The sequence below is a fragment of the Colwellia sp. MT41 genome, assembly GCF_001444365.1.
GTDB lineage: Bacteria > Pseudomonadota > Gammaproteobacteria > Enterobacterales > Alteromonadaceae > Colwellia > Colwellia marinimaniae.
Window position 1 is genome coordinate 3411497 of sequence record NZ_CP013145.1, and the last position, 25736, is coordinate 3437232.

Genomic DNA, 25736 nt, shown 5'->3' on the forward strand with positions numbered 1-25736 from the left:
AGCTTTATATAACTCTTTCTGGTTTTCTATAGCTCTTTATAAAAATGATGCATTTTTCAAGCCAAAATCACGTCAAAAATTGAGCGAGAAGATCATTAGCTTTGTTTTAATTCGGGAGTATCGATAGTTCTAAAGGTGAGGTTTATTCGCGGCTCAGATACTTTTTTTGTTGGCGGTAATCGGTGTAACCAGTGTTGCTGGGTAGTGCCTTTCATGACGAGCAGGCTACCGGGTTTAAGTTGCAGAGAAATAACTTGTTTCGAGAGTTTGTGTTTAAAGGCAAACTTTCGTTCTGCGCCAAAGCTCAAGGAAGCAATGGCGCCATTTTTTTTCAGGTCTTGCTCACCATCACTGTGCCAGGCCATGCCTTCTTCACCCGAATGGTAGAGATTTAAAAGGCAAGAGTTATAGCTTTCATTGCTATGCTGCTCAACTAACCTTTTCAGCGTTAATAGCTCCTGAGTAAAAGCGATAGAATGCTTGGTCACGCCGGAGTATGTGTAGGCAAAAGGTTTACCGTCAACCGTATCCGCGCACCAAGCAACTTTCCTTTTCGTTTCAATCAGCTTACCAAACACTAACGCTTGATCGCAGCGCCAAGCAATGGTGTTAAGTAACCGCTCAAAGTAGAAGTCGCTATCACTTAGCGGCATAATTTCGCCGTAATAATTTACCACACCATCGGTAGGTAAAATATTAAGCGGCTCATCGAGTAAGGCAGAAAATAAATCCATGATTAAATAAAGTAGTCTTAGCGCAGATTAATAGCTTAGGTTGAAAACTTATCTATTACCCCAAGGGTTAGTCGGGCCTGAATTGGCCGAACGTTCACGGGTTTTCGTCGCTATTTTAATGCGTAACTCTTCTGCAGATTCAAGACTTAGCTCTTTCGGTGGTCTTTGCTCTAATCCTGAGGGCACAATACGATCACGTGGTGGTAATTCAAAGTTAGCATCATCCGCTTTAGGTAAGCTGTTATATTGATACATATAAAAAGCTTCAACCTTTTCTTGCGCCCATGAGGTTTTCTTTAAAAATTTTAGGCTCGACTCAATACTGGCATTTTGCTTAAAACAATTTAGGTTCATATAAGCCGCTAAAATTTCAAAACCGTAATGGCTAACTAATTCAGTTAACACGGTTTCAAGACTAGTACCATGTAGTGGGTTGTTTTTGTAAATATCTTTATTGGTCATTATTCTTCCTAAACTGCCTAGGATGGCAACTATGCTTTGACTTAACGGGTATGAATGAACTAATTATACCAGTTAAGCTAAAGCAAGTGGCAAAATAAAAAAGCCACAGCTTATTTTATCAAGCAAAACCAGGGTCTTAATTTTCACACTTAACTGGCGAATTTTTTGTCACTGAAGCGAGTAACTTAATGCTTAGTGAATGCTAATTAAGCTGACTACTTAGTGAAACTCACGTCAGCATCGAGGTTATCAAGTGCTAATTTATAAGCGCATGCAACATAGTGATAACGCGAATTAAAGGTGTCGTCATCAATGGTAAAGCCAAAGCTATAGACTTTTCCTGCTGCAATTCTGCCACCGCCCGCTTTAATCAAGGCGTTAAAATCTATAAAGCTTGGCCGCACGATTACCGTTATTGATGTTAATAGAATAACTATGCTCTTCACCCTAGGCCTTGCTTTAAGGCTTTTAATACTCGCTGCGTGGGAAGTAAATCCTTAGTTAATCTGGCTTTATAATACGAAAGCTTTATCATGGGCTAATAAACAATCGCTATAGGCTAACCGTATATGTTATCAACTTTTTTCAAAGTAAAACCTGTGGTTGATGAATCAAGCAAAGAATGGATTTTTGATACTTTCTCTTGGTGTATGCAGCAACTTGATAGTGAATTTTTCAACGATAATAGTGAGCTGATCTTACCTAATAATACTTTTTACCCTGGTAGTTCAACTAGTGTCGAAGAAATGGCCGCAGCGATCTTTGCTAATACCACCAAATACGCTGGCATGACTGCATGGCCACTAAAGCTGGTAGCAGCAGAAACCTTCAGCCAAAAGCCCATGCCGCAGTTGTTTTTTCAATCATCACTACGTGGTGAAAGCGCGATTGTTACCGCTAAAAAAGCCGCTGATGCAAGCTCTCATATCAGTTACAAAGTAGAAGGTGAGCAAGTGCTGTCAGACTTAGACTTAGACACAGGTATAGACATAGATATTGCTTTTCACTCAAGTCAGCTTAACCAACCGCAAGATTTAATTGCCTATTTAGTACAAATACAAGCAGGTATTCTAGTTAATCAACATGGCATGCTCCCTCCAGGGGGAAAAGAAGTATTGCCGCAAACCATCGATTTAGTCGCCTGTTTTATGGGCTTTGGTGTTATTTTTGCTAATACTGCTTACCAATTTAAAGGCGGTTGTGGCACGTGTAATAACCGCAACCTTAACCGACAAGCAGCCCTGCCGGAACTAGAAACGGTTTATGCGTTGGCATTATTTTGTGTCATCAAAGGCATTGAGATTAAACAGGTAAAAAAAGAACTAAAGTCCCATCTCTATAAGCCATTTCGCCAAGCACACAAAGAAATCACCCTATATTTACAACAAACAACTAACCCTGAACATGCCTTGCTAACAGCAAATTTTAGCAAGTAATTAGTCGGTTAATAAGTTAAAGGTTTGAGAAAATGGCCAATATATTTAGTAATATTCCAGCAGAATTAGCCAATGAAATATTTGAAGATATCCTCATTACCGACAAGCTAAGGATTGAACGTATAGTATCAAAGGGGCAAACCTCGCCAGATACCGGCTGGTATGATCAAAGTGAAAATGAATGGCTTATTGTTTTATCAGGTTACGGTGTCATTGAATATATAAATGGTGATCAGGTTACCCTTAAACAAGGGGATTACCTAAATATCAAAGCCCATGAGCAGCATCGAGTGATAGCAACATCATCGGATGAAGCGACAGTTTGGTTAGCTGTTTTCTATTAAGTTGGCTGCGTTTCCCTTCGCTAGACCATGTTAGTAAACTATTATCAGCCCCTTGTAGGGGGGTCTTGATATGACTATGAGGCAAGGCGGGTCTGATGAATTACGATAAGTTTAATACGTTTTGTGGCTCTTTAGCCGCAACTAGCTAGGTAATGCAATGGGGCAACTCACATGTCTGAAAAGTCGGTGGTAAAGTTGTTGCCATTGGTGGTTGGAGCCAAAATAAGCAGGCTATTTTTACGGCTAAGGACTAGCTTTAGCGCGGTTTTCGTCAAAACGGCGCAACCGTCCACTAAACCTCCACAACGCCCCCGCCGATGTAACTAAGCCAGCTTAGCTAATACTCATTACCTAATAGCAATGGCATCATTAGCGTTTCCACAAGACATTAATTAACGCGCCGAACATAATGAAAGTACCGCCCATGATAGTGGTGGCCACCGGTACTTCACTAAAATACGCCCAACCGATAAAGACTGAAAACAGTACCTGCACGTAGGCATAAGCGGTTGCCTTGTTAGCATCGGCGCAGTGTAGTGCTTTTGTTAAGCCCACCTGCCCTACTTGGGTGAATATGCCGATTAAAATCAGTAAACCCGTTGCTGCTAAACTCGGCACAACAAAATCGTCACCTAACATAACAATTGAGATAGGCAAGGCTATCAGCGGGAAATAAAAAATAATGACCGAGCTGTCATCTGTTTTGGTCAGCTTTTTAATTATAATATATGCCACCGCACTGCCAAAAGCACCAAGTACCCCCGCGCCAATACTTAGCCATGGATATTGAAATCCGCTGTCTATTTGCAAATTTGGCTGAATCATAATAACTAAGCCAATCAAGCTCATAACGATGCAGGCTATGGTTGAGCGCTGGATGATTTCTTTCAAAAAAAACAATGCCAGCATAGCGGTAAACACTGGATGCAAATATTGTAATACCGTCGCTTCTGCCAAGGGCAAAGTTGTTACCGCATAATAAACAAACATTAGCGCAAACGTTCCCACAGTACCGCGGGCAATCAGCAGGGTTTTATTATTCCCCCACAGGGAGATCTTTTTACGCTTAATATCAGCGTAACTAATCATGCCTGAAACGATGGCGCGTGCGGCAACAATTTCTAACACAGGAATACCTAAGCCACTGACTTCTTTTACACAGGCGGCCATTAAGGCGAAACCAAAAGCTGAGATCAACATATACCAAACACTCATTGGTACTGAATTTTTAATGGTGGTAAACATTTACTAGGGTACTCGAAAAGGTAAGAGGCAGAGTTATACCAAACGGATAATTCGGTGAACGGGCGCTATTCTACCCCATGAAGGCTAATAAAAAAGGCTTAAGGTTAATTAACCTTAAGCCTTTAATTTTATCTAATATACCAGTTAGCTCAAGTATTCACTCACTCGCTTAATATTTGCCTATAGCTAGTAGCTAGTAGCTAATGCTGTATTCAAGGGCGATGCGACGGCCGTAACCTTTGAATTGGTTCCTATATGTTTGCCAAACCACTTCTTTGTTCATTTGTGAGACCAGTGGTTGGTAATCTTCATTAAGTAAGTTATCAATACCCAAGGTAATGCGGCCAAGGTCGGTGCTAAAAGTAGCAATGAGATCAACCAGGGTGTAACCATCATAAGGTGACTCGTAGTAGCTATAACCCTATGGCCCTTCTGCAGCATTCTTTTCACGGTCGCCAACATAATTGGCTTGTAAACGTAAGGCGGCAATTTCATTAAATTGATAATTGGCATAAAGTGACACTTTTACTGGCGTTATTTTAGTATCATTTAACCAGTACTCTTCACCTGTACTGCCATTGGTCCGCTTACCTTCAGACTGTGACAAAGCGCCACCTAATTTAAAGCCTTTAGTAACAAAGTAATCTGCGGTTACTTCATAGCCCCAAATTTCTTCATCGGCAACAATCACTGCGGCAACACGTTTATCGGTTTCAGCGGCAACATTGTAGTCGTAGCCATAGCTGTCTGAGATATCGGAGTAGAAGATGGCAAAACTTGCTTGCAGATTATGATCGCCAAAACGCAAACCAGTCTCAAAGTAATTAGTTTGTGTCGCCGGAATTTCATTAGCAAATTCGGCCACTGTATCTACCGGCATATCACGTAACATACGCATATCGCCATGTGAATAACCTTGTGAGAAACTGGCAAAAATATCGCTACTATCGGTAACACTATAAACCGCGCCTAAGTTAACTAATGGTTTATGATATTTTAAGGTGTCGCCCTGTTTTGCCGTAATGACACCTTTTTTATAGCGCTGATAATCTGGTACTTCAATTTCAAAATTTTCGTACCGCAGACCTGCTTGCAAGGTTAAATCATCACCTAATTGCTGCCAATATTGGGCAAATGGACTTAACTTGGTTTCAGTTAAATCACATACTGAGCAAATATATTGCGACTCAAGTATCGGCTCCCCAGCATCTCTTTGACCAACAATGACCTCACGTATACGACCTTGTTCTGTGTTGTCGGTACCATATTCAAAACCATAAACTAAGCGTTGTTCATCGGTAATGTGCCATTGTAATGCGGCTTTAAAACCAGCTCGCTCTGAAACAATTTCTGAGCCTGATTCATAGCCAACATTGACATCACTTTTATAAGCTGAAAGGCTCAGTTGCTGACCAAAAAAATCATCATGCTCATAGGTTACTTGAAAACTGGTTAATTTAGTTGATGGATTTGGACCTTGATACGGGCTAGTTTCATCAATTTCCACCATGCCATTATCTTCATTAACACTGCGCTTATATTGCAGATTATTAACGATTTTATAATGATGGGCAAGAAAGGCGACACGCGAGTTGCTCATTTCTTTATCGAGTTTAAATAAAATATCGTACTCGTCTGCATCACCCATGCCGCCTTGGCTATTAGGAGCACCGGGTAAACGATTACCATCAGCATCATATAAATTACCACGATCTTTACCTGCTAGGTTTAGCATAAAGCCAATATCTGACTCACTGGTACCCGAGACGGTTTGTGAGAAACTGTAGCCAGTATCAGATAATTCACTGGCAAACGCTTCAGCGCCAATGGTAGTTTGCATTTCAACATTGGCAGTCGATTTTTTAGTAATAATATTGATGATAGCGCCAGCTTCACCGTTACCATACATAGCACTAGCACCTTTAATGACTTCAATGCTTTGGATAGCATCAACTGAAATTGATTGTAAATCACGGCCACCAGCACGTAAAGTTGTTGAAATTAACACGCCGTCAATCATGACAATAGCTTTGCCACCACGGAAGTTTTGTCCAAAGGTCGACATAGTTTCAGTACTTGGCGAAAAGCCCGGCACTAAATTTGAAATGATTTCACTTAAATTTCGGGCAACGGTTTTTTGTAAGGCTAAATCTTCTTGAGAAACGATAAAAACAGAGTTTGCCGTATCTGATAATTTTTGCTCAAAGGGAGAAGCGGTAACAACTATTCTTTCAATATTATCAGACGCAGCTGCTGATTGGGCAAAGACAGGGCTGACAGCTATTGCTGCCGATAAAGCTGTTGTTACAGCAAGGTTTACAATGGATAAGTTCATGTTAAAAAGACTAAATAGAAATGGGAATTGTTATTATTACTATTTACTACATTAATGCAACCCTAGGACACCGCTTGGTTACATCTTTTAACAATATAGTTAGAACTTATTGATCTATTCATATTTTTCTCTGTTTGAACAGCATAGTTTTTCTTTAGGTTTTCCTCTTCACGCCGCCATTAGCACGCCTTGCCTTTTTATTAGCGGCTATTTAAGCGTTATAAAAATGTAAATTTTGTAAAAAACACGGGGAATATAAGATATACAATATATCTAATATTGTTTATGATGATTTTCGCTACAATATACGATTACTTTATAACCTTTAGGCTTTTTTAAAAATTTTGTAGCAAGTTAATAAATAAAAAACAACAAAGCTTTGATAAACAGTGCTTTTATAGTGAATTTGTAACTTAGGGATAAGATAAGTAACTGGCTATCAGATAAAAATATAATAATAACCAAGGATAGAAAATGACTCTCATCAACAATAAAATAATGAGTCTGTCTATGTTAATGATGTTATGTGCATCACTAACTGCTGTAGCGGGAAAGCAAACGTCTGATAATGGCTTTGCTAAAGAATTAAAAATACCAACAAGTAAACAGTCGACGTCTGCAAAACAAAAAACACTTGTTAAGGGCAAGACCCTAGCAAAAAGTTTACGGAAAAGTCGCAATGTTCATCCGTCGAGTGTTAGTGCGGCAAACCAAGTTTGTGCCATTGATGATAACGGCCAAGACTGGCATAAATTACAAAAAAAATTAAACAAAGAGCTTAAACAATTTACCTTGTCATCGAGCAAGGCCATTAAATCGCTATCGAGTCGATCTTTAGCAAGCAGTCTTTTGGCTAGAACCAGCAGCTTAGCTGCAGCGGTAGCCGACAATGGTGTAGCGGGACGTTATTATATTCCGGTAGTTTTTCATGTTTACGGTGCAGATTTTACCTGTGATGATGCGGCACAAAGCTGCTTAACAGATGCAAAAATTATTGATGCCCTACAACGTCTTAATGAAGATTTTCTCGGTACCAATACTCAAGACGGTCCCATTGCCCCACAGTTTCAAGCCATTCGTGACAACTTAAATATTGAGTTTGTTTTAGCGAAGAAATCTCCAACGGGTGCTGACACCACAGGTATTGTACGTTACGGCCGTGAGCAAGCAGGTTATGGTAATGGCAGCGGTGCAGATACTGCCATTGCTGGGGATGCTTGGGATAACTTTAAGTACATGAACGTTTATATTATGAACGACTTGTATGATGATGGTTCAAGCAATAACTCAGGCGTTGCTTGGTATCCTGATATAGCGATGAGCCAAGCCAACACTTCTCGTGTGGTTTATAACGGTTGGTATGTTGGTGATAATACTGATGAAAATTTCCGTTCGGTATTAACCCATGAGTTTGGCCATTGGTTGAATCTACCACATACCTTTGCCGGTAATAGCTGTTCATTAGCAAACGAAACCTTTTGTGCTTTAACCGGCGATAGAAGCTGTGATACTCCGCAAATGTCGTTATCAACTGACATGTATGAAAACTCACCAAACTGTCTTGGTCAGCCGACCAACACCGAAAACTTCATGCACTATACCAGCAACTATGCCATGTTTACTCAAGGGCAAGTAGCGCGTATGACCGCTGCTTTACATGGCGATGCACGGGCAACACTTTGGTCAAATGACAACCTTATTGCTACCGGTTTAACAGCTTACACCAGCAATGCCGATCATCCGTGGGATGGTATTTCAGGTACTGATAATGGTCCAGTTGGTGAGCTTATCGCTAGCTTTGATAACTTATCAGCAGAAAAAGATGCCATCGATACTTTTGTCATTGATGCACCTGTTGGCACACAAGCTTTGGCATTTTACTTATCGGGTTATGAGCAAGACCCTGATATGTACGTATCGGCAGGTCAAGAATCGAGACTCTTAGCCGACGGCAGCTGGCAAGCGGATTACATATCATTTTTATCTGCAGCAACGCCAGAGTTTATTGGTGTTTTAGGTCCTAAGGCTAATGAAACTTATTATGCCACTGTGCATGCCTTTAGCGAATATGAGCAAGCTAACTTGCAAGTATTAGCGGTTGAAGATCCTTTATTAGCCGCAGGTAATAAACGTTACCACGTTATTAAGCAAGCTGGCATATGGTCTGCTGCGGGTGTAGCGCCGAAAAAATATCAATTTACTATCCCTGATAGCGCGGAAAAAGTGGTTATCGTTTTTGCTGGTGCTTATGGCGGCGATCCTGATATGTATATCAGTCGCAATAAACCGGTAGATATGAATACTGCCGATTGTAAGCCCTTTAGCGCCGCTAAATTAGCCGAGTACTGTGAGTTTGCTCAAGGCGGTACCTTTAATATCTTAATCGACCCCTTTGCTGAATATTGGGATGGCGAATTACATGTTTATTATGAAACAAGTGATGATAGCAATCAGCCACCTTTTGCCAATACTAACCCTAACTACCAAGCAATGCTTGACCATGAAGTGCACTTTAACGGTGACTCTTCAACAGATGTAGATGGCAGTATTGTTAGCTACCTTTGGGACTTTGGTAATGGCGATAACAGCACAGAAACAAACCCTGTTTATGTTTATAACCAACTAGGTCAGTACCATGCCAGCTTAACGGTGACTGATGATATGGGTGTGAGTAGCACGACTAATACGGTTGTTGATATCACTTTATATAACCCTAATGATGCGGTGTTATGTGATGGTTGTAGCCGTGTTTATTTAACCGAAGAAATTGGTTTATCTGCGGCTAAAGGTAGTGAGCCACGCAGTTATAAATTCAGCGTACCAACGGCAGCATCTTTGGTAGTGATTGAAATTGTTGCTGGCTCAAGTGGCGATCCAGATTTACATGTCAGTCACAACAAAGCGGTATCCATTGAGTCCTTTACTTGTCGCCCTTGGGAAGGTCCAGGTGCATTAGAAAGCTGTCAATTTAACCAAGGCGGTATTTTTAATGTCATGATTGACCCTTTTGATGCTTACAGTGACGTTACTTTCAAAGCGTATTACGACATTAGAGATGATGCCGACCATTCAATGCCTAACGAGTTGCCCATTGCGCAAGCAGGTGCAAGTTATACCGGCTTTACCGGTAATGCCTTAACGTTGAGTAGTGCTGGTTCAATGGATGAAGATGGTTACATTGTTAGTTACTTGTGGAACTTAGGTGACGGTAATACTAGTGACTTAGAAAATCCTCAGCATAACTACGCACAAGCGGGTCAATATAACATTAGCTTAACGGTTACCGATAACGATGGCGCTACTGCTACCGCTACTGCGACAGTAATCATCAATCCAGCGGGTGATATGGATGGCGATGGCGATGTTGATAGAGATGATATGCGTGCTTTATCATTAGCAATTCGTCGTGGTGAGCAATTAGACCTAGCTTTCGATATTAATGGTGATGGTGTGGTTAACTCACGTGACGTGCGCGCGATGAGAAGTATTTGTTCTTATAACCGCTGTAGCACCATAGCTCCGCCGCCAGAGCCACCTACAGCAATGGCTTCGAGCAATGATAACGTTGAACAATTTGCAAGTATTGCCTTTAGCAGTGCTGGTTCAAATGATAATTACGGACGCATTGTTAGCTATGCCTGGAATTTTGGTGACGGCGCTACCAGTAGCCAAGCAAATCCAAGCCATGCTTACCAGCAAGTTGGTAGCTACAGCGTAGTACTAACGGTTACTGATAATGATGGTATGACAGCAACTGACACTATTGCCCTTAATGTTAATTACGGCGCATTGTTAGATAGCTGTACAAATCAGCCGGCCTTTACTGATGGCACATTAGCAGCGGGCAGTGTTACCTGTTTAGGTGCTGACAGCCGTCAAAGCTTCTCAGTTCCTGAAATTAACAATCATAAAAGTATCGCCATTACTGTCGCCCATGGCGGAGGTGATATATCACTGTATTACCGTAATAGCGGTTGGGTAAACCTTAATAACTCCAGTTTTGATGCCTCTTCTACTGAAGCCAATAACCAAGCTTGTATCTACCTTGAGTTAACGCCAGAAATGGATTACTGGAGCTACATTGAGCTTACTGGTGCCAGTTCAGGCGCTACTATAGTGATTGATTTTGATACTCAGGGCTGTCGCCCAGTTCAGTAATTACAAAATAAAATCATAAAATAAAAATACCTCTAAAAAATACAAAGCAGCCAGTCGCGAGTCTGGCTTATTTTAAAATAATGAATAAAATTTATTAATAACACTTCATAAAAATAACTAAAATAATAAAAGGAAAGACCATGAAAAAATTTATTGCAATGCTTACTTTACTTATCGGCTTTAATGCAAATGCTGGTTTACTAACTATAGATATTTCTGCTGATGAGGTTTCAGTAGGCGAATCAGTATTGGTGACTATTAGTGCCAGTAATTTTGACGAGACAGATATGTTCTGGTTTGACTTCAATTTTGACAATTCTGTTGTCTCTTATGATGCAAGCTCATTGAGTAGTGGCTTGACTTTAGCCGATGATAATATCAATTTTAATGGCTTAGAAGTATCTGCCGAAGATTTTGGTTTAGCATTTAACTTTTTTACCGATGATTTTTCAATAAGGGCAGCAGGTGACTTTGTCCTAGCAAGCTTTAATTTAATTGCGGGTTCTGAAGGCTTCACTGACTTCTCAATAGCTAACTTCTTTAACCCGTCAGCATTTGATGATTATACTATAGCTTTTTCTGGTGCAAGTTCAGTTAATGTGAGTTCTGCTGTTGCGGTATCTGAGCCCAGTGCTGTATTTATGATGATGTTAGCTGGTTTTGCTTTAGTTAGCAGCCGTCGTAAAGCTAAGTAAATAATCACGTAAACCTCTAAGTTAATAAAAAAACAATAAATGGATGCATTGAGTTAACTGAGTAAGTTGTCTAGACAACTTACTCAGTACGGCGATGTTTACCTATCAAAATAATTATAAATTCAACAAACTTGCAACGGTCTCACAATGAAAATATTACCTAAAAAGTCGCTACTTGCTAGCGCACTATTACTGTCGATGAATATCGCTAATGTCCAAGCTGCTGACATGTGTGGAGAAAAAACACTACCTCGTCAAGGCGAAGTTCCTGCTAACGAAATGCATTGTATTACCGATTATGGCCATTACTTATATGTCACTGTGCCTTACGATAATAGCGAGGTAACCATTACTACTTCGGGTGGTACTTTTACTGGCTCTGATGCTGATATAACCCTTTACCCGGGTACTTGGTGGGGAGACGGCGATGTTGAAGCGAGTAGTAGCAACCCTGATACCAACGATGAAAGTATTTCATTTGTCTCCCATGCTGGTAAACGTTACTTCCACATTGGCGGCAACATTCAACAAACCAGTTTAATTGTTAACATTAGCGGTGGTGATATTCCAGAGCCACCTGAGCCTATGGGTGATTATATTATTTATCCTACCAGTACATTTGTTAACGTACCTGCGGCACTTATTAGCTCTAAAGCACAATATGGCGCTAGCATTGCTGAAATTTTAGCCTCAGATTATAATGGTTTTAAAACCATTGCCGGCGCTGTGAACGACCCAATAACAGATGTATCTCAAGCCCTTCATTATCTAAGCGAAGCAGATGATTTAACCGATCCGGATTTAAACCAGTTATTATACTTTTTAGCCACTTATAAATATTATGCTGAGCAGATGACGGACTCAGAAGCTGAAGATTTAAGTACGGCATTATTAGCGGTTACTCAAATGAGCAATTTTGTCAGCCCTGCGGGCAGCGTGATACAAGAAGGTTATGCTTATGCATTAACAAACTTACAGCGCTACTCGGGCGCGGTACATTTTAAAGATCATTTACCGCATTTATTAGGTCTTATTCAATATTACTCTGAGCAAAGCAAGCCATTCTCACTAAGTAATGCCGGCGATACCACCATGGCATTAATGGGTACTATTGCTTCTGCCGCCTATTATGGTGATGCCCCAGTTAAAGCCGCCTATAACGACAATATGTTAGAGGTATTATCGGTGATGCGCTCATTTGTATTTTTAGGTGAAACATCCCTTGATATGCGCTGGTCTACTGAAGATGACAGAAAATGGATACTGCCGCATTCGTTTAATGCTATGGGTAAAATTTCAACTATTGCTACCGATGAAGCGAAAGCCCGTTTTGATAGCACTATTTTAGAGGCGCACGGTAAAGTAATCGCTGATATCTCAGTAGAAACCGCCAGTATTATTGTTACTAAAAACTACTTAGAGAATGCCGGACGTAGTTGTGAAGCGGGTGATGCCTTATTTGGTAGCTGTATTGTGCCGCCTAAAGTAGCAGATATTTTAACGGTTAACCATGCTTGTACTGACAACATTACTATACGCGCACAAGGCTCAATCAGCCAAGCAACACTGGCTCAGTCATGTGCAGATATGGCACGACAAGAAAGTGAATTTCATGCTTTCTTTAATACTGCCGGCACGCCTGTTGCTGGCGATTTGAATGAACACATTGAAGTGATTGCCTTTGCTAGTCCGGACGATTATGAAAAATATGCTGGCGAATTTTTTGGTATCAGTACTGATAATGGCGGTATGTATTTAGAAGGCACACCAACAGCGCAAGGTAACCAAGCACGCTTTATTGCCATGCAATGCCCTGACTCTTGGGTAGGTGGTTCATGCCAATATGAAGATCAAATTTATAACTTAAGACATGAATTTACCCACTACCTTGACGGTCGTTATATAAAATCAGGCTCATACGGTTCATTTGACTATAACGTCGCTTGGTCTGAAGGCTTGGCTGAATATATGGCCATGGGTAAAGAACATCCCCGTACCTTAAATACCCTAAAAGGTGAAACCATTCCCCCTTTATATAACATCCTATTTATGAGTTATGAGTACGATAACTTATATCAATGGGGTTATTTTGCCATGCGTTATTTAGGTGAGCAGCATAAAGATGATTTAAACCTTTTAGTTACCGCCTTACAATCAGGCAATAACAATGCTTATGTCGCTACACTTAAAGAGGTAGTACTGCGCACAGCTTCAGGCTTTGCAGCATTTGTACTAGCAAACTCTGAAACAGTGGCGCCAATCGCTGCACAAATGCCGGCAGCTGATACCATTGGCAGCTGTGACTTAGTCCAGCAATATCCGCGTTATTATGATGCCAGTAAAACTAACTTTACCTTTACTAATACTACCGATACGCCAGTTTCACTATTCTGGGTAAATAGTACTACCGGTAAAACTAACTTTGGCAAAAACTATAAAACCTTAAACCAGGGTGATACTTACACCTCAGCCAGTTGGACGGTAGGCGATCGCATGATGTTAAGCGATAACAACATGAATTGTTTGGGTGTTGCGGTAATGGCAGCAGATGACAATACTTTCACTATCGATGAAGACTTGGTTAAAGATGTCGTTGTTGAGACCATTCCTGAATTAAACCAAATGGGCAGTTGTGAATTAGCACAAGCTCATTTGATCATGAACGAATCACATCAATTTACCATTACCAATACCTCTGATACGCCAGTACGCTTATTCAGAATTGATAATACTAGCGGTAAAATCATCACCACCAGTGGTGCCAATGACTTTACTCATGGTTACGGTATATTAGCACCAGGGGCAAGTTACAGTAACGATGTTTGGTATGGTGATCGCCGCTTAATGGTTACCGATACCAGCTTAAATTGTTTAAGTGTTGGCGTATTAAATAATGCCGTTAGTAGCTTTACGGTTGATGAAGCAACTGTGGCTAAAGCTGCTGCACCAGAGGTTATCCCCGTAGCAAATACCATTGGTAGCTGTGAGCTAAAAGCACCGCATTTAGTCGGACCTTTTGAAAGTGACTTCTCCTTTGTTAATAACAGCGATCACACGGTGCGGGTTTATCGTGTTGATAATGTTACTGGTGAACTAAGTGAAGGTTTTGGTTTTACCACACTAGCCAAAGGTGATACTTACGACAGTGCCTCAACTTGGAAGTGGTTTGGTAACCGCCGTGCCGCCATTACTGATGAAAATGGACATTGTGCTGGTGTTGCTGTGATGACAGAAGAAGATACTAGTAACGATTATGAAATTACTAATGCACTCTTTGAACCCGAGGTACCCGATGTTGTCATTGGCGATATGGATGGTGATGGCGATGTCGATAGAATTGACATCAGAGCATTTTCTTTAGCACTTCGCCGTGGTGAAGCACTGCCTATCTCATTTGATTTAAATGCAGATGGTGTTATTAATTCACGCGATGTGAGATTAATGAGAGGCATATGTACCTACAATCGCTGTAGCGCAAACCCAACACCGGAGTAAGAGGCAAGATGGTAGCAATGTTAGCTAGTTAGACCTTAATAAACATTGCTACTGTTTTACTATTAAGTATTTATTGTTAAACATTTACCTTTAAATATTTAACGGTCAATTACAGCTATAAAAAAGTGGCTATTTTATACCAATCGGACTAATTTATTGATCATTTAGCGAGAATTAAAAGGCTTAGAGGCAAGGCATTGATTGATGAGAATGGTTACTCCCTTGTCAAAATCAATAACGCCGCTTATAAGCCTTTTAAACTCGCCCTTGAGGAGCTCATTAGCAAACTAATAACATCAAAAAATCAATAAAATATAGAATAACTATGTTTAATCCATTTTTTTCGTTCTTAACTCGCTAATGCAGCTCTAAATTGGTCAATTCATTAATCCGTTTGGTATTAGCCACTTTTTTCATTATCTACTTACAGTTAATTTATTTCTCGATATTTAGTTCTCGATATTTATTTGGATAAATTTAATCAGCTAAACTCGCCAACTTATCACGTATAGCTTGATACCTTTGTTGCTGACAAAGTCCAAACCCTGATAATTGTCTGACTTTATTGCGGCCAAATAATGGCACTGTCATGCCAGCAAAAAAGCGGCAGTAACTTTCCAGTGATAAAGGTTGGTTGATTTTACCGCTGAGACGCTCTGCTAATTCAGTCATGCCATGCTTTAATGTCTCATCACTCGGCCATGGCGTATTTTCTTGAGAGCGCGCAAGCACGGCAACTTTTCCGCGACAAACACTACAATGTCCACATTGTGGCACTGTGCCTGAGCCACCAGAGCCATTAGCACCATTAGCATCTAGGCGGTTACTGCCAAAAAAATCATCATCAAAATAACGTGCTAGATTTACCGTTAAGCAAGTATCAAGTTGAAAAAAACGTACTAAGGCGGCGATGCGTTTTATTTCTTTTTCTTCATTGTCTTTAAAGTAGTCACTTAAGGTTTGGCACAAGCTAGGATCGGCTAACTCATTAAGGTTAATTTTAAAGACCTCGGTCATACCTTTAGTTTCCAGTACTATCAACTGTTGCTCTTGCAAGTATTCTAGGGCAGCAATAACACGATTACGCTCAATACTTTTATCTTTTAACAAGCTATCAAAATTTAAACTACCCCAGACTTTTTTAAACTCGGTGGCGTTAAAAATACGTTGCAGAAAATCTTTACGTTGCTCATTAAAACTATTAAGTATTTCATCTTTCGGCTTTAACAGCTTAATTTTAAAATCGGCAAAATAAGCATAAAGTGGTTCAATCACGCCAGCTAGCTCTAACTGAACCAGTAAGGTTTTTAACGGTAATTGTTTAATATTAACGGCATTAGACAGTTGCAATATTTGCAGCTCCCACTTGCTGTCATAAGCACTGGTTATTACTTCATCTTTGATACTGTTAAGCAGCATTTCAATACCGTTAAATTCCGGGGTATCGCCATAAACAAAATTTTCCACCGTATTCAAACCATCCAGATTTGCCAAGGTAAAACATTGTGCTGGTTGTCCATCTCGTCCTGCTCGACCGATTTCTTGACTGTAGTTTTCAATAGATTTAGGTAAGTCATAATGAATAACGAAGCGGATATCACTTTTATCTATGCCCATACCAAAGGCAATGGTGGCGACAATCACTTGAATTTTACCCGCCATAAAATCTTGCTGAATCTGACTGCGAGTATCACTATCAAAACCGGCATGATAGGCACAGGCATTAATGCCTTGTTGCGTTAAATATTGCGCAACTTTTTCAGCACTCTGTTGCAAGGTTACATAGACAATACCTGGGCCTTGTTGCTGAGTACTTTGTTGAGAGATAATTTGCGCTAATAGGCCATTTTTTTCTACCTCAAGCACTGGCACAACACTTAAATCAAGATTTGCGCGATAAAAACCCGTCTGCACAATATGTTCGTCTCGTATAGCAAACTTAGCGGCCATGTCCATTTTTACTTTACGGGTAGCCGTGGCAGTAAGTAATAACACCAAGGGAATTTTTAACGCTTGGCAGTAGCTAGGTAACTTTAAATAGTCAGGTCTAAAGTTATGGCCCCACTCTGAAATACAATGTGCTTCATCAACCACCAACATAGATACAGGTACAGATTCAATAAATTGCCTAAATCTTTCGTTTTTAAAACGCTCAACCGACACCATCAAAACTTTGATATTACCGTCACGCACCCCTGCCATCACGGTTTGAGCTTCATTACCCTTTAGGGTCGAATCAATGCTTGCCGCCTTAATACCTTTGCTCGCCAAAAAGGCCAGTTGATCTTTCATCAAGGCTAATAATGGGGATACCACTAAGGTTAAATGTGGCAAATGCAACGCCGTTAATTGATAACACAAGGACTTACCTGAGCCAGTTGGAAAAATAGCTAAAGAAGATTGACCATTTAACAATTGCGTAATGGTCTGCTCCTGTCCTGGGCGAAAGCCATCAAAGCCAAAGATTTTTTTGAGTGATGGCGCTAATTCGCTAATTTGTCTGACTTGCTGAGTCATTGGTGGAGCTTGCTGGCCGAATGTAGGGTTGGTCATGGGTATTATCACATTAAAGGTAGTCACTTATTCATCTGTTCATCATACCTTGCATCAACTAAAAATACTTAGTTCAGCCCATTTAAAATCATCAAACCAGTCTTTATGTCGATTCAAAGGCAAATAATGTCAGTTCAAAGAAAGTAGACCGACATGCCCCTGCTAACGCGCTAAATTAATCCCATCAAGACAAAAGTGCTGCAACGATATAGCACAGCATAATAAATAAAATATAAGGGATTAATGAATGAAAAAATCATCACTGACCATGACCAGTCTATTGGCTGGCCTTAACTGTATTAGTAGCCTAAGTGTTCAAGCCATTGATCTACGTATAGACAATGTTCGCTTATACCAAGCGGAGCAAAGCGCTTTTAGCCAGCCAAGTACTTTGTATATTGAAGATGGCAAGATTATTGAAATAACCACCAGCCAAGCTAACAGCAAAAACGCAGATAATATTGTTGATGCACATAATAACTTCGCCCTACCTGGCTTAATTGATTTACATGTTCACCTTGGTGCATCTGGTAGCAACTACGGTAAAGAGTTTCAATACTTACCAGTAGCATCACATTTTAATTCAAACTTATATTTTGGTATCACCAGTATTGTCGACTTATTTTCCTTTGATAGTACCCTTAACGAGGCCAGCCAATTAATCGCTAAACAGACCTCGCCAAACTTATTTTACGCCGGGGTATTATTTACCAATCCTGGTGGTCATGGCACACAGTTTGGTGGTAGTGCCTTAGAAGTCACTAATTTTTCGGCTATTGATGATTTATGGCAACAACATATGGCGCGCAAGCCTCATCTAACTAAAGCGGTTATTGAAACCTTTGGGGGTCATGGCGCTTCGTTAACTGATAAGCAACTAACCGAAATTGGCCGACGTTCAAAAGCGGCTGGACTGCCTTACTTTGTCCATGTATCTAGCTTAGTCGATGGCAAAAGAGCAATTAAAGCGGGTGCAACTGCCTTAGCCCATGGTATTAATACCGAAGCAATTGATGAGGAGTTTATCGCCTTAATGGTTAAACACAAGGTAGCTTACATACCAACACTCGCTGTAACTCAAAATCACAGTGCCGAATATAAACATCAGCAAGTTAGCAGTAACAAAACTTTGTTAGCGACAGTGCCAGATAAACTGCAACATTGTTTATTTGATAAAGTAGCAAAACCATCAAAATGGCAAGATATCGTTTGGCAAAAGCGGCAAGTTTCTTTTCAAAATATTCGAATACTTGCCCAAGCCGGTATTATCATTGGTACAGGCTCTGATGCAGGCAACCCTTATACTTTACATGGCAGCGGTCTGCATAATGAACTACAAGCACTGAGTCAATCTGGCTTAACGAATGCACAAGTAATAAATGCAGCGACCATAGATGCGGCAAAAATAATTAATGCAGCAGAGCTAGGCCAATTAAAAGTAGGATTTCAAGCAAGTTTTATTTTACTAGCACAAAACCCGCTTAACGACATTAGCCAGTTAAGTAATATCCAAGCAGTGTATAAATCAGGGATAAAAATTGATAGAAAAGATCTGATTGCCAAAAATAAAAAGCTAATACCACAAGGAGCCGCATGCAATGTCGAAACCGTCATCGCCAACAAAGCGAAAAAAACTATTGATGACTTTAGTGGCGAAATTCAGTGGCAGGCGATAAGCGATACCATGATGGGAGGTCAATCAACCGCCAAACTAGCGCAGCAAGATAATATGCTGTCTATAGATACTCAATTAGGTAAACCAGGTGGTTTTGGCGCCTGGGCTGGTATGCAAGTTATGTTTGATACGCCCATTGACGCTTCGAAATTCAAGGGAGTAAAAATAACTTACCAAGGTTCCAAAGTACCGTTTGGACTTTCTGTTTATCATAGCGAAGTTCAAGACTGGGACCACTTTTCTGCCACACTACAGCCAAGTGATACTTGGACAACGGTAGAAATTCCGTTTAATCAATTGCAGCAATTTGGCTTTGGCAGCCAGAAAGATTGGTCGGCAAAAAGCTTAGCGGGTTTGAGTTTAGTGTGGCGTACTACGCCAGGGCAGCAATTACCTAGTAACAAAAACACCTTACAAATAAGTAATATAAGTTATTTTTAATTTGTTAAGCTGACGCTGATTTTTATAAAAACAGCTAAAATATTCAGCTACATTTTATTAGCTGAATTAAGATAACAACTCAATATTTCACCAAAAAAGTAGAGAAGAATATGTTGCGTCAGCCCTTTTTTAAATACAGTTTTTTTGCTCTGCTTATTGTTGATCTCACTTTTACTGCTGGTCTTATTATATCTGGCATGTCAGATATTTCATTAAGCACTCTTCTCGCAACAACTATCTGGTTTATTAGCTTTTATTGGTTACCTGTTTGGGCGGCGGCTTATATCATTTTTAATATTAGAGCTAGAGGCATTGAAAATGCTTTTATTGAGTGGATAATTACCGTAATAATGCTGAGCCTAGGTTTACTCATTACAGAGAAATTATTACAGCTAAGCTTCAATGATTCATTTTCGTTGGGGAATTTTTTACTCCTTGGTGGACTAACGTGGGGTACACCCATTTATTTTATTGCGCGATTTATTGAAAGTAGAGGCAAAATATCACAGGAAAAACAGGCAAGGAAACAAGCACAATTGCAAACCTTAAGGTACCAATTAAATCCGCATTTTATGTTCAATAGCTTAAATACAATTTCAGCTTATATTCATTCTAACCCTGATTTAGCCGATGAAGTATTGCATGAATTGGCTGATATTCTTCGCTATTCCTTAGATACAGGCGAAGATAATAGTGTCTCTCTACAACAAGAAATTGCCATTATAGATAAGTATTTGAATATCGAAAAAGCGCGCTTTGGCGACCGACTTATCGTTAACTTTGATATTCCAGCAGAGCTGTTAAATATCCAAGTTCCGCCACTTATTTTACAACCTATTGTTGAAAACGCCATAAAGCACAATGCTCAGCAAATCGAACTGGCAATCACCATTAAAGTAGAAAAAGTCATTAACCGTAAAGATGAAATATTAAGAATATCGATCAGTGATAACGGCTCTGGTTTTAGTGAAGCCGTGTTAACCAAAGGTTATGGTAAGGGCATTGGCATGAAAAACTTGCAACTGCGCATGCAGCAGTTACCACAAGGTAAAGTCATTTTAACTAACGGTACAACCCCTAATCGCAAAGGAGCGACTGTATTGGTGGAGATGGCACTATGAATAAATTAACGGGTAAGGAAATGCCAAATAAAATGCGCGTTATTTTTGCTGACGATGAAAAACCTGCCAGAGATAAACTCGCCCATCAGTTAAGTCTTATTGCAGATATCGACGTGGTCGGTTTTGCCACCACAGGCAAGGAAGCTGTGGCGCTAATTAATACCCAAAAACCTGATTTAGTGTTACTGGATATTCAAATGCCTGAAATTAGCGGCATGGAGTTATTAAGTTTACTTGATTATAAACCACTGATCATTTTTACCACTGCTTATGATCAATTTGCCATCCAAGCCTTTGAACAGTCATCTACTGATTACCTGTTAAAGCCCTTCCCTCTGGGACGGTTAAAAGCGGCTATAGATAAAGCAAAAAAACAGTTTTTGGCTGGCTTACCGATAGATAAAAGCCAACAAGAACAAAACTATATACTCAATAATAACGCACCGATTAAACGCTTAATCAGTAAAAATGGTGAGCGCATGACCATATTATCACCAAGTGACTTACTCTTTATCAAATCATCTCAAGGTAATTGCTTAGCTTGGGATGGTAAAGAGCATCATTACTTATCAGAAAAGCTCGACTGCTTAGAGCAATCATTAGCGTCAGCAGAGTTCGTACGTATTCATCGAAGTTACCTAATTAATATCGATAAAATTAAAGAGATTCAACGTTGGTTTAATGGCAAGTTGATGGTGATCATGGATGATGACAATAAAACAGAACTCAGCACCAGTCGCGCTGGTGCTGATAAGTTAAAGCAGTTATTAGGATTGTAACGTAAAAAGCTACTAAAGCTTCTGCCTTAACAAAGCTTAGGTACCACAGAAGGTATGGTAATTTTCATCACCATCACTGGGTGCATCTTGATAATTGTGAGTATTATCTAATTGTGTATAAGGTTGCTGTACTACGGCTAGAAACTTATTTAAATCTGAGAGCTCAGAATTTTCTTGATATGCAGCTTGGCTGGTCGCTAAAATAGCTTCAACATGATGGTTTCTTGGAATAACTAGTGGGTTAGTTTTTGCCATCAACGCCTTAGCCCCGTTTACGTCGGCGGCGATTCTTACATACCAACGTTTTAGCCATTGCTGCCACTTGTCTTGTTCCGCTTCATCATCGACACTTTCCTGAGCAAGGAGGTTATCTACTTCTGCTTGGTTTAAGTTATCGCGCAAGGTGACAAAAGACTGGCTGTAATCTAATTTCTTCTCGGCCATGATGCCGAGCAAATCATTGATCAATTCATGATCGGTGTCTTCCAGCTCAGCGATGCCTAACTTGTTAGCCATCATGATAAAATATCCTTGCTTAAAGTCATCGGTAAACTGCTGCAACAAGGGCGCTAACTTAGCTGAGGCAATGTCCTCATCTTCATCAATCAGCGGTAACAAACAATCGGCAAGACGCGCCATATTCCACTGCATTATTTTACTTTGGTTACCAAAAGCATAACGCGCATTTCTATCAATAGAACTAAACACAGTATCACTATGATAATGATTCATCATCGCACATGGGCCGTAATCAATGGTTTCCCCTGAAATGGCGGTATTATCGGTATTCATCACGCCATGAATAAAACCAACCCGTAACCATGACACAACCAAGGTAACTTGTTTGGCGATTACCGCCGCAAAGAAATCAACTACTTGCTCGCCAGATAGTGCATCACCGTCAACGCCTTTAAGCTGGGGAAAGTGGCGTTCAATGGCATAACTGGTCAATTTCTTTAAGGACTCAATATCATTACGAGCAGAAAAATATTGAAAAGTACCAACACGAATATGACTAGTGGCAATACGAGTAACCACGGCGCCAGGTAATGCTTGCTCTCGATAAACCGCTTCACCGGTTGCGACTACGGCTAAACAGCGTGTAGTGGGCACACCTAAGGCGAACATCGCCTCACTCATTATATATTCACGTAGTGCTGGTCCTAGCGCGCAACGGCCATCACCTTGTCGAGAAAAGAAACTGGTACCTGAGCCTTTTAATTGTACATCCCAATACTGACCTTGCTTATCACTAAGATCACCTAATAAGTGTGCACGACCATCACCGAGTTGCGGATTAAAATGACCAAACTGGTGACCTGAATAGGCTTGCGCTATCGGTTTACTGCCGTCAATTAATTTACTACCCGAGAAGTATTGTGCCAGTAACTCGCTATCTTGCTGGGCAGAATAGTCTATTTGTAGTTCTTGTGCTAAAGGTTCATTCCACAGTAATAATACTGGCCTAGCTACGGCTGATGGCTGGGTTTTCTGGTAAAAACTACTACCTAATTTATGGTAGTGATTGGAAAGTTTCAAAGCACTCACTCCGCTAATAAAATTCTTGTTCGATACGCTGACAATAGCGCATTAAGTTAGGGTAACTACGGGCTTTACGATTAAAATCATGCTCACAGTTTACTGAGATAAACTGACATAATATAGCGTAAGCGGTCGCATCAAAAGAGCTTAGTTGCGTACCATAAAAATGTCTCTGTTGTCGTTGGGTGTTGCTCGCCAAGTAAAATAAACAAAACATTAAAGCTATTGTCAGTCATAGTTAATATTTCGTCTTATCAATTTAATAAGATAGCTAAACTAGCATGTTTGTTTGGCACGAACAATTAACAGCCCGTAACCTTATATTTCAGCAGCAACCACTGAAATTTCTACTAGTAAGGCTGCTCTAGCCATTTTAGCAGCAACACAAGCGCGTGCTGGTGCATGCCCTTCTGGCAGCCAAGCATCCCAGACAGCGTTCATATCAGCAAAGTAACTCATGTCTTTAACATAGATGGTCGCTGATAAGATGTGCTCTCGGTCACTACCTGCTTGTATTAACAAAGCATCAACCTTATCCAGCATGGTTTGTGTTTGTTCGGTAATGTCTTTACTGGCATCGGCCGCCACTTGGCCACACAAATAAATAGTACCGTTATGTTTAACAACCCTACTCATTCTTTGTTTTGTTTCTAGTCTTTCAATCATGATTAGTTTTCCAAAGTTTTTATTAATAGGCTAATTTCAAGTATTGTGGGGTAAACAAGTAAGACGCGGTAAACCCATCCATGGGCGCTCTACATAATCATCCCTGATTATGAAGCTTACTTTTATCACCTCAACAAAACTTAAAATTTTCTCATACCTGATGTAGCAGCAGTTTACTAAAATAAATCAAAAAGAAAACCCCAGTGTCTTTCAACAATGGGGTTTTACATAAATAGATATATTGCAGGTAAAATAGCGCTATTTGCAGATAGTTCGCCTTAATTCAAGGCGGTTGCACGGAGCTGACGCATGTCAGTGAGTACAACCAACGCTGAAGTTAGGTGAACTAGCAAAAAAGAGTGCTAATTTTTACTCCCATTCGATGGTGGCAGGTGGTTTCCCTGATATATCGTAAACTACGCGAGATATGCCATCAACTTCGTTGATAATACGATTTGAAACCAAACCGAGGAAATCATAGGGTAAATGTGACCAACGAGCGGTCATAAAATCGATAGTTTCTACACAACGTAAACTTACTACCCAATCATATTTACGTTGATCGCCCATGACGCCAACTGAACGTACTGGTAAGAACACGGTAAATGCTTGGCTTACTTTTTTGTATAAGTCGTGCTTGTGTAATTCTTCAATGAAGATAGCATCGGCGCGACGTAATATGTCACAATATTCTTTTTTCACTGCACCTAAAATACGCACACCTAAACCAGGTCCAGGGAACGGGTGACGGTAAAGCATGTCATACGGCAAACCTAGCTCTAAACCTATTTTACGTACCTCATCTTTAAATAATTCACGTAATGGTTCAACTAAACCCATTTCCATATGCTCAGGTAAACCACCGACGTTATGATGAGACTTAATGACATGGGCTTTACCGGTAGCAGAAGCCGCTGATTCAATAACATCTGGGTAAATAGTGCCTTGTGCTAACCATTTGGCGTTGTTAAGCTTTTTAGATTCTTCTTCAAAAACTTCAACAAAAACATTACCAATGATCTTACGTTTTTTCTCTGGATCACTTTCACCGGCTAAACGATCTAAGAACCTGTCTTCAGCCTTAACATGCACAATTTTCAAGCCGAAATGATCACCAAACATATCCATGACTTGCTGACCTTCGTCTAAACGAAGTAAACCATTATCAACAAATACACACGTTAGCTTATCGCCAATAGCACGTTGTAATAACATCGCCACAACCGATGAATCAACACCACCTGAAAGGCCTAAGATAACTTCGTCATCACCCACTTGCGCTTTCATTTTAGCAATAGCATCATCAATGATTGACGCTGAAGTCCATAATTTTTCACACTGACAAATATCAACAACAAAATTTTCTAAAATACGTAAACCTTGTTTAGTATGAGTAACTTCTGGATGGAATTGCACACCGTAGAATTTTTTATTCTCATTGGCCATTGCGCCATAAGCACAACTTGCCGTTTTTGCAACCGTAACAAAACCGTCTGGAAGACTTGAGACCTTATCGCCGTGGCTCATCCAAACATCGAGTAAGGCATTACCGTTATCACCCACGCTATCTTCAACTTTGTTGAATAACGCAGACTGAGTAACGAGCTCAACCGCAGCATAACCAAATTCTTTATGGTCAGAGCTTTCAACACCACCACCAAGTTGCTCGGCCATGGTTTGCATGCCGTAACAAATACCTAAAACTGGCACACCCGCATTAAATACATATTCAGGTGCACGTGGTGAATTAGCTTCCGTTACCGACTCTGGGCCACCAGCAAGGATAATGCCAGTTGGGTTAAAGCCTTTAATTTGCTCTTCGGTTACATCCCAAGCCCAAAGCTCACAAAAAACGCCAATTTCACGGACGCGACGGGCAATAAGCTGAGTGTATTGAGAACCAAAATCTAATATTAGTATGCGGTGATCATGAATGTCTTTACTCATGTTGTTTTCCTACTGTTAACGCTCGTTCATTTAGAGCGGTGTATATTAAGTAAAAAGGCTGAGCTTTCTCTTGTGAGATTCGAGCTCAGCCTATTTGAATTTGTTATC

General features: G+C 40.3%; 18 protein-coding genes. 8 read left to right on the forward strand and 10 right to left on the reverse strand.

Features of this window, described 5'->3' with window-relative positions; genetic code table 11:
* Nucleotides 1-95: 95 nt before the first annotated feature.
* From CMT41_RS14515 to CMT41_RS14525, 3 genes are all read right to left on the reverse strand, one after another.
* Entirely contained in the window at nucleotides 96-734 is a 639-nt protein-coding gene (locus tag CMT41_RS14515) for an alpha-ketoglutarate-dependent dioxygenase AlkB family protein (RefSeq protein WP_058027671.1), read from the reverse strand.
* Nucleotides 735-782: 48 nt separating this feature from the next.
* On the reverse strand, nucleotides 783-1196 hold the full coding sequence (locus CMT41_RS14520) for a VF530 family DNA-binding protein (protein ID WP_057182090.1): 414 nt from the start codon (nucleotides 1194-1196) through the stop codon (nucleotides 783-785).
* A gap of 215 nt (nucleotides 1197-1411) precedes the next feature.
* Nucleotides 1412-1642, reverse strand: a complete 231-nt coding sequence (locus CMT41_RS14525; protein WP_157466386.1) for a hypothetical protein — start codon at nucleotides 1640-1642, stop codon at nucleotides 1412-1414.
* Nucleotides 1643-1765: 123 nt separating this feature from the next.
* Between CMT41_RS14525 and CMT41_RS14530 the strand changes: the two genes are divergently transcribed.
* Nucleotides 1766-2632, forward strand: a complete 867-nt coding sequence (locus CMT41_RS14530) for a hypothetical protein (protein ID WP_058027673.1) — start codon at nucleotides 1766-1768, stop codon at nucleotides 2630-2632.
* A 32-nt stretch (nucleotides 2633-2664) separates the two neighbouring features.
* Nucleotides 2665-2976: a cupin domain-containing protein gene (locus tag CMT41_RS14535; protein ID WP_058027674.1), complete on the forward strand. Its 312-nt coding sequence runs from the start codon at nucleotides 2665-2667 to the stop codon at nucleotides 2974-2976.
* 369 nt (nucleotides 2977-3345) lie between these two features.
* Here CMT41_RS14535 and CMT41_RS14540 read toward each other — a convergent pair whose 3' ends face one another.
* On the reverse strand, nucleotides 3346-4221 hold the full coding sequence (locus CMT41_RS14540; protein ID WP_057182146.1) for a DMT family transporter: 876 nt from the start codon (nucleotides 4219-4221) through the stop codon (nucleotides 3346-3348).
* 421 nt (nucleotides 4222-4642) lie between these two features.
* Entirely contained in the window at nucleotides 4643-6556 is a 1914-nt protein-coding gene (locus CMT41_RS14545) for a TonB-dependent receptor (protein ID WP_058027675.1), read from the reverse strand.
* Between the two features lie 474 nt (nucleotides 6557-7030).
* Here CMT41_RS14545 and CMT41_RS14550 point away from each other — a divergent pair, with 474 nt between their 5' ends.
* The 3 genes from CMT41_RS14550 (at nucleotide 7031) to CMT41_RS14560 (ending at nucleotide 14904) form a co-directional block, all read left to right on the forward strand.
* The gene (locus tag CMT41_RS14550; RefSeq protein ID WP_058027676.1) at nucleotides 7031-10714 is read left to right on the forward strand and encodes a PKD domain-containing protein; all 3684 of its coding nucleotides are present in this window, start codon (nucleotides 7031-7033) and stop codon (nucleotides 10712-10714) included.
* Between the two features lie 140 nt (nucleotides 10715-10854).
* Nucleotides 10855-11409, forward strand: a complete 555-nt coding sequence (locus CMT41_RS14555) for a PEP-CTERM sorting domain-containing protein (protein WP_057182154.1) — start codon at nucleotides 10855-10857, stop codon at nucleotides 11407-11409.
* A 147-nt stretch (nucleotides 11410-11556) separates the two neighbouring features.
* Nucleotides 11557-14904 (forward strand): collagenase, encoded by a 3348-nt coding sequence (locus tag CMT41_RS14560; protein ID WP_058027677.1) that lies wholly within the window; start codon nucleotides 11557-11559, stop codon nucleotides 14902-14904.
* Nucleotides 14905-15381: 477 nt separating this feature from the next.
* Here the strand turns inward: CMT41_RS14560 and CMT41_RS14565 are convergent, their stop codons facing one another.
* A complete protein-coding gene (locus tag CMT41_RS14565) occupies nucleotides 15382-17421 on the reverse strand; it encodes a RecQ family ATP-dependent DNA helicase (protein WP_057182671.1) in 2040 nt (679 codons plus the stop codon).
* 283 nt (nucleotides 17422-17704) lie between these two features.
* Between CMT41_RS14565 and CMT41_RS14570 the strand changes: the two genes are divergently transcribed.
* The 3 genes from CMT41_RS14570 to CMT41_RS14580 all read left to right on the forward strand — a co-directional run bounded on the left by CMT41_RS14570 (nucleotide 17705) and on the right by CMT41_RS14580 (nucleotide 21473).
* Complete coding sequence (locus CMT41_RS14570) at nucleotides 17705-19573, forward strand: CIA30 family protein (RefSeq protein WP_058027678.1); 1869 nt, start codon at nucleotides 17705-17707, stop codon at nucleotides 19571-19573.
* 110 nt (nucleotides 19574-19683) lie between these two features.
* Complete coding sequence (locus CMT41_RS14575; RefSeq protein ID WP_057182164.1) at nucleotides 19684-20694, forward strand: sensor histidine kinase; 1011 nt, start codon at nucleotides 19684-19686, stop codon at nucleotides 20692-20694.
* Nucleotides 20691-21473, forward strand: coding sequence for a LytR/AlgR family response regulator transcription factor (locus tag CMT41_RS14580; RefSeq protein ID WP_058027679.1), 783 nt, complete (start codon nucleotides 20691-20693; stop codon nucleotides 21471-21473). The genes CMT41_RS14575 and CMT41_RS14580 overlap by 4 nt, the downstream gene beginning before the upstream one ends.
* 36 nt (nucleotides 21474-21509) lie before the next feature.
* Here CMT41_RS14580 and CMT41_RS14585 read toward each other — a convergent pair whose 3' ends face one another.
* The 4 genes from CMT41_RS14585 to guaA all read right to left on the reverse strand — a co-directional run bounded on the left by CMT41_RS14585 (nucleotide 21510) and on the right by guaA (nucleotide 25628).
* Nucleotides 21510-23021, reverse strand: a complete 1512-nt coding sequence (locus CMT41_RS14585) for a protein adenylyltransferase SelO (protein ID WP_442855045.1) — start codon at nucleotides 23019-23021, stop codon at nucleotides 21510-21512.
* A gap of 4 nt (nucleotides 23022-23025) precedes the next feature.
* Nucleotides 23026-23232, reverse strand: coding sequence for a glutathione S-transferase C-terminal domain-containing protein (locus tag CMT41_RS14590; RefSeq protein ID WP_058027680.1), 207 nt, complete (start codon nucleotides 23230-23232; stop codon nucleotides 23026-23028).
* A 101-nt stretch (nucleotides 23233-23333) separates the two neighbouring features.
* Nucleotides 23334-23684 carry a RidA family protein gene (locus tag CMT41_RS14595; RefSeq protein ID WP_335338161.1) on the reverse strand — a complete coding sequence of 117 codons (351 nt, stop codon included), beginning with the start codon at nucleotides 23682-23684 and terminating at the stop codon, nucleotides 23334-23336.
* A gap of 366 nt (nucleotides 23685-24050) precedes the next feature.
* Complete coding sequence (guaA, locus tag CMT41_RS14600) at nucleotides 24051-25628, reverse strand: glutamine-hydrolyzing GMP synthase (protein ID WP_057832503.1); 1578 nt, start codon at nucleotides 25626-25628, stop codon at nucleotides 24051-24053.
* Nucleotides 25629-25736: the final 108 nt, after the last annotated feature.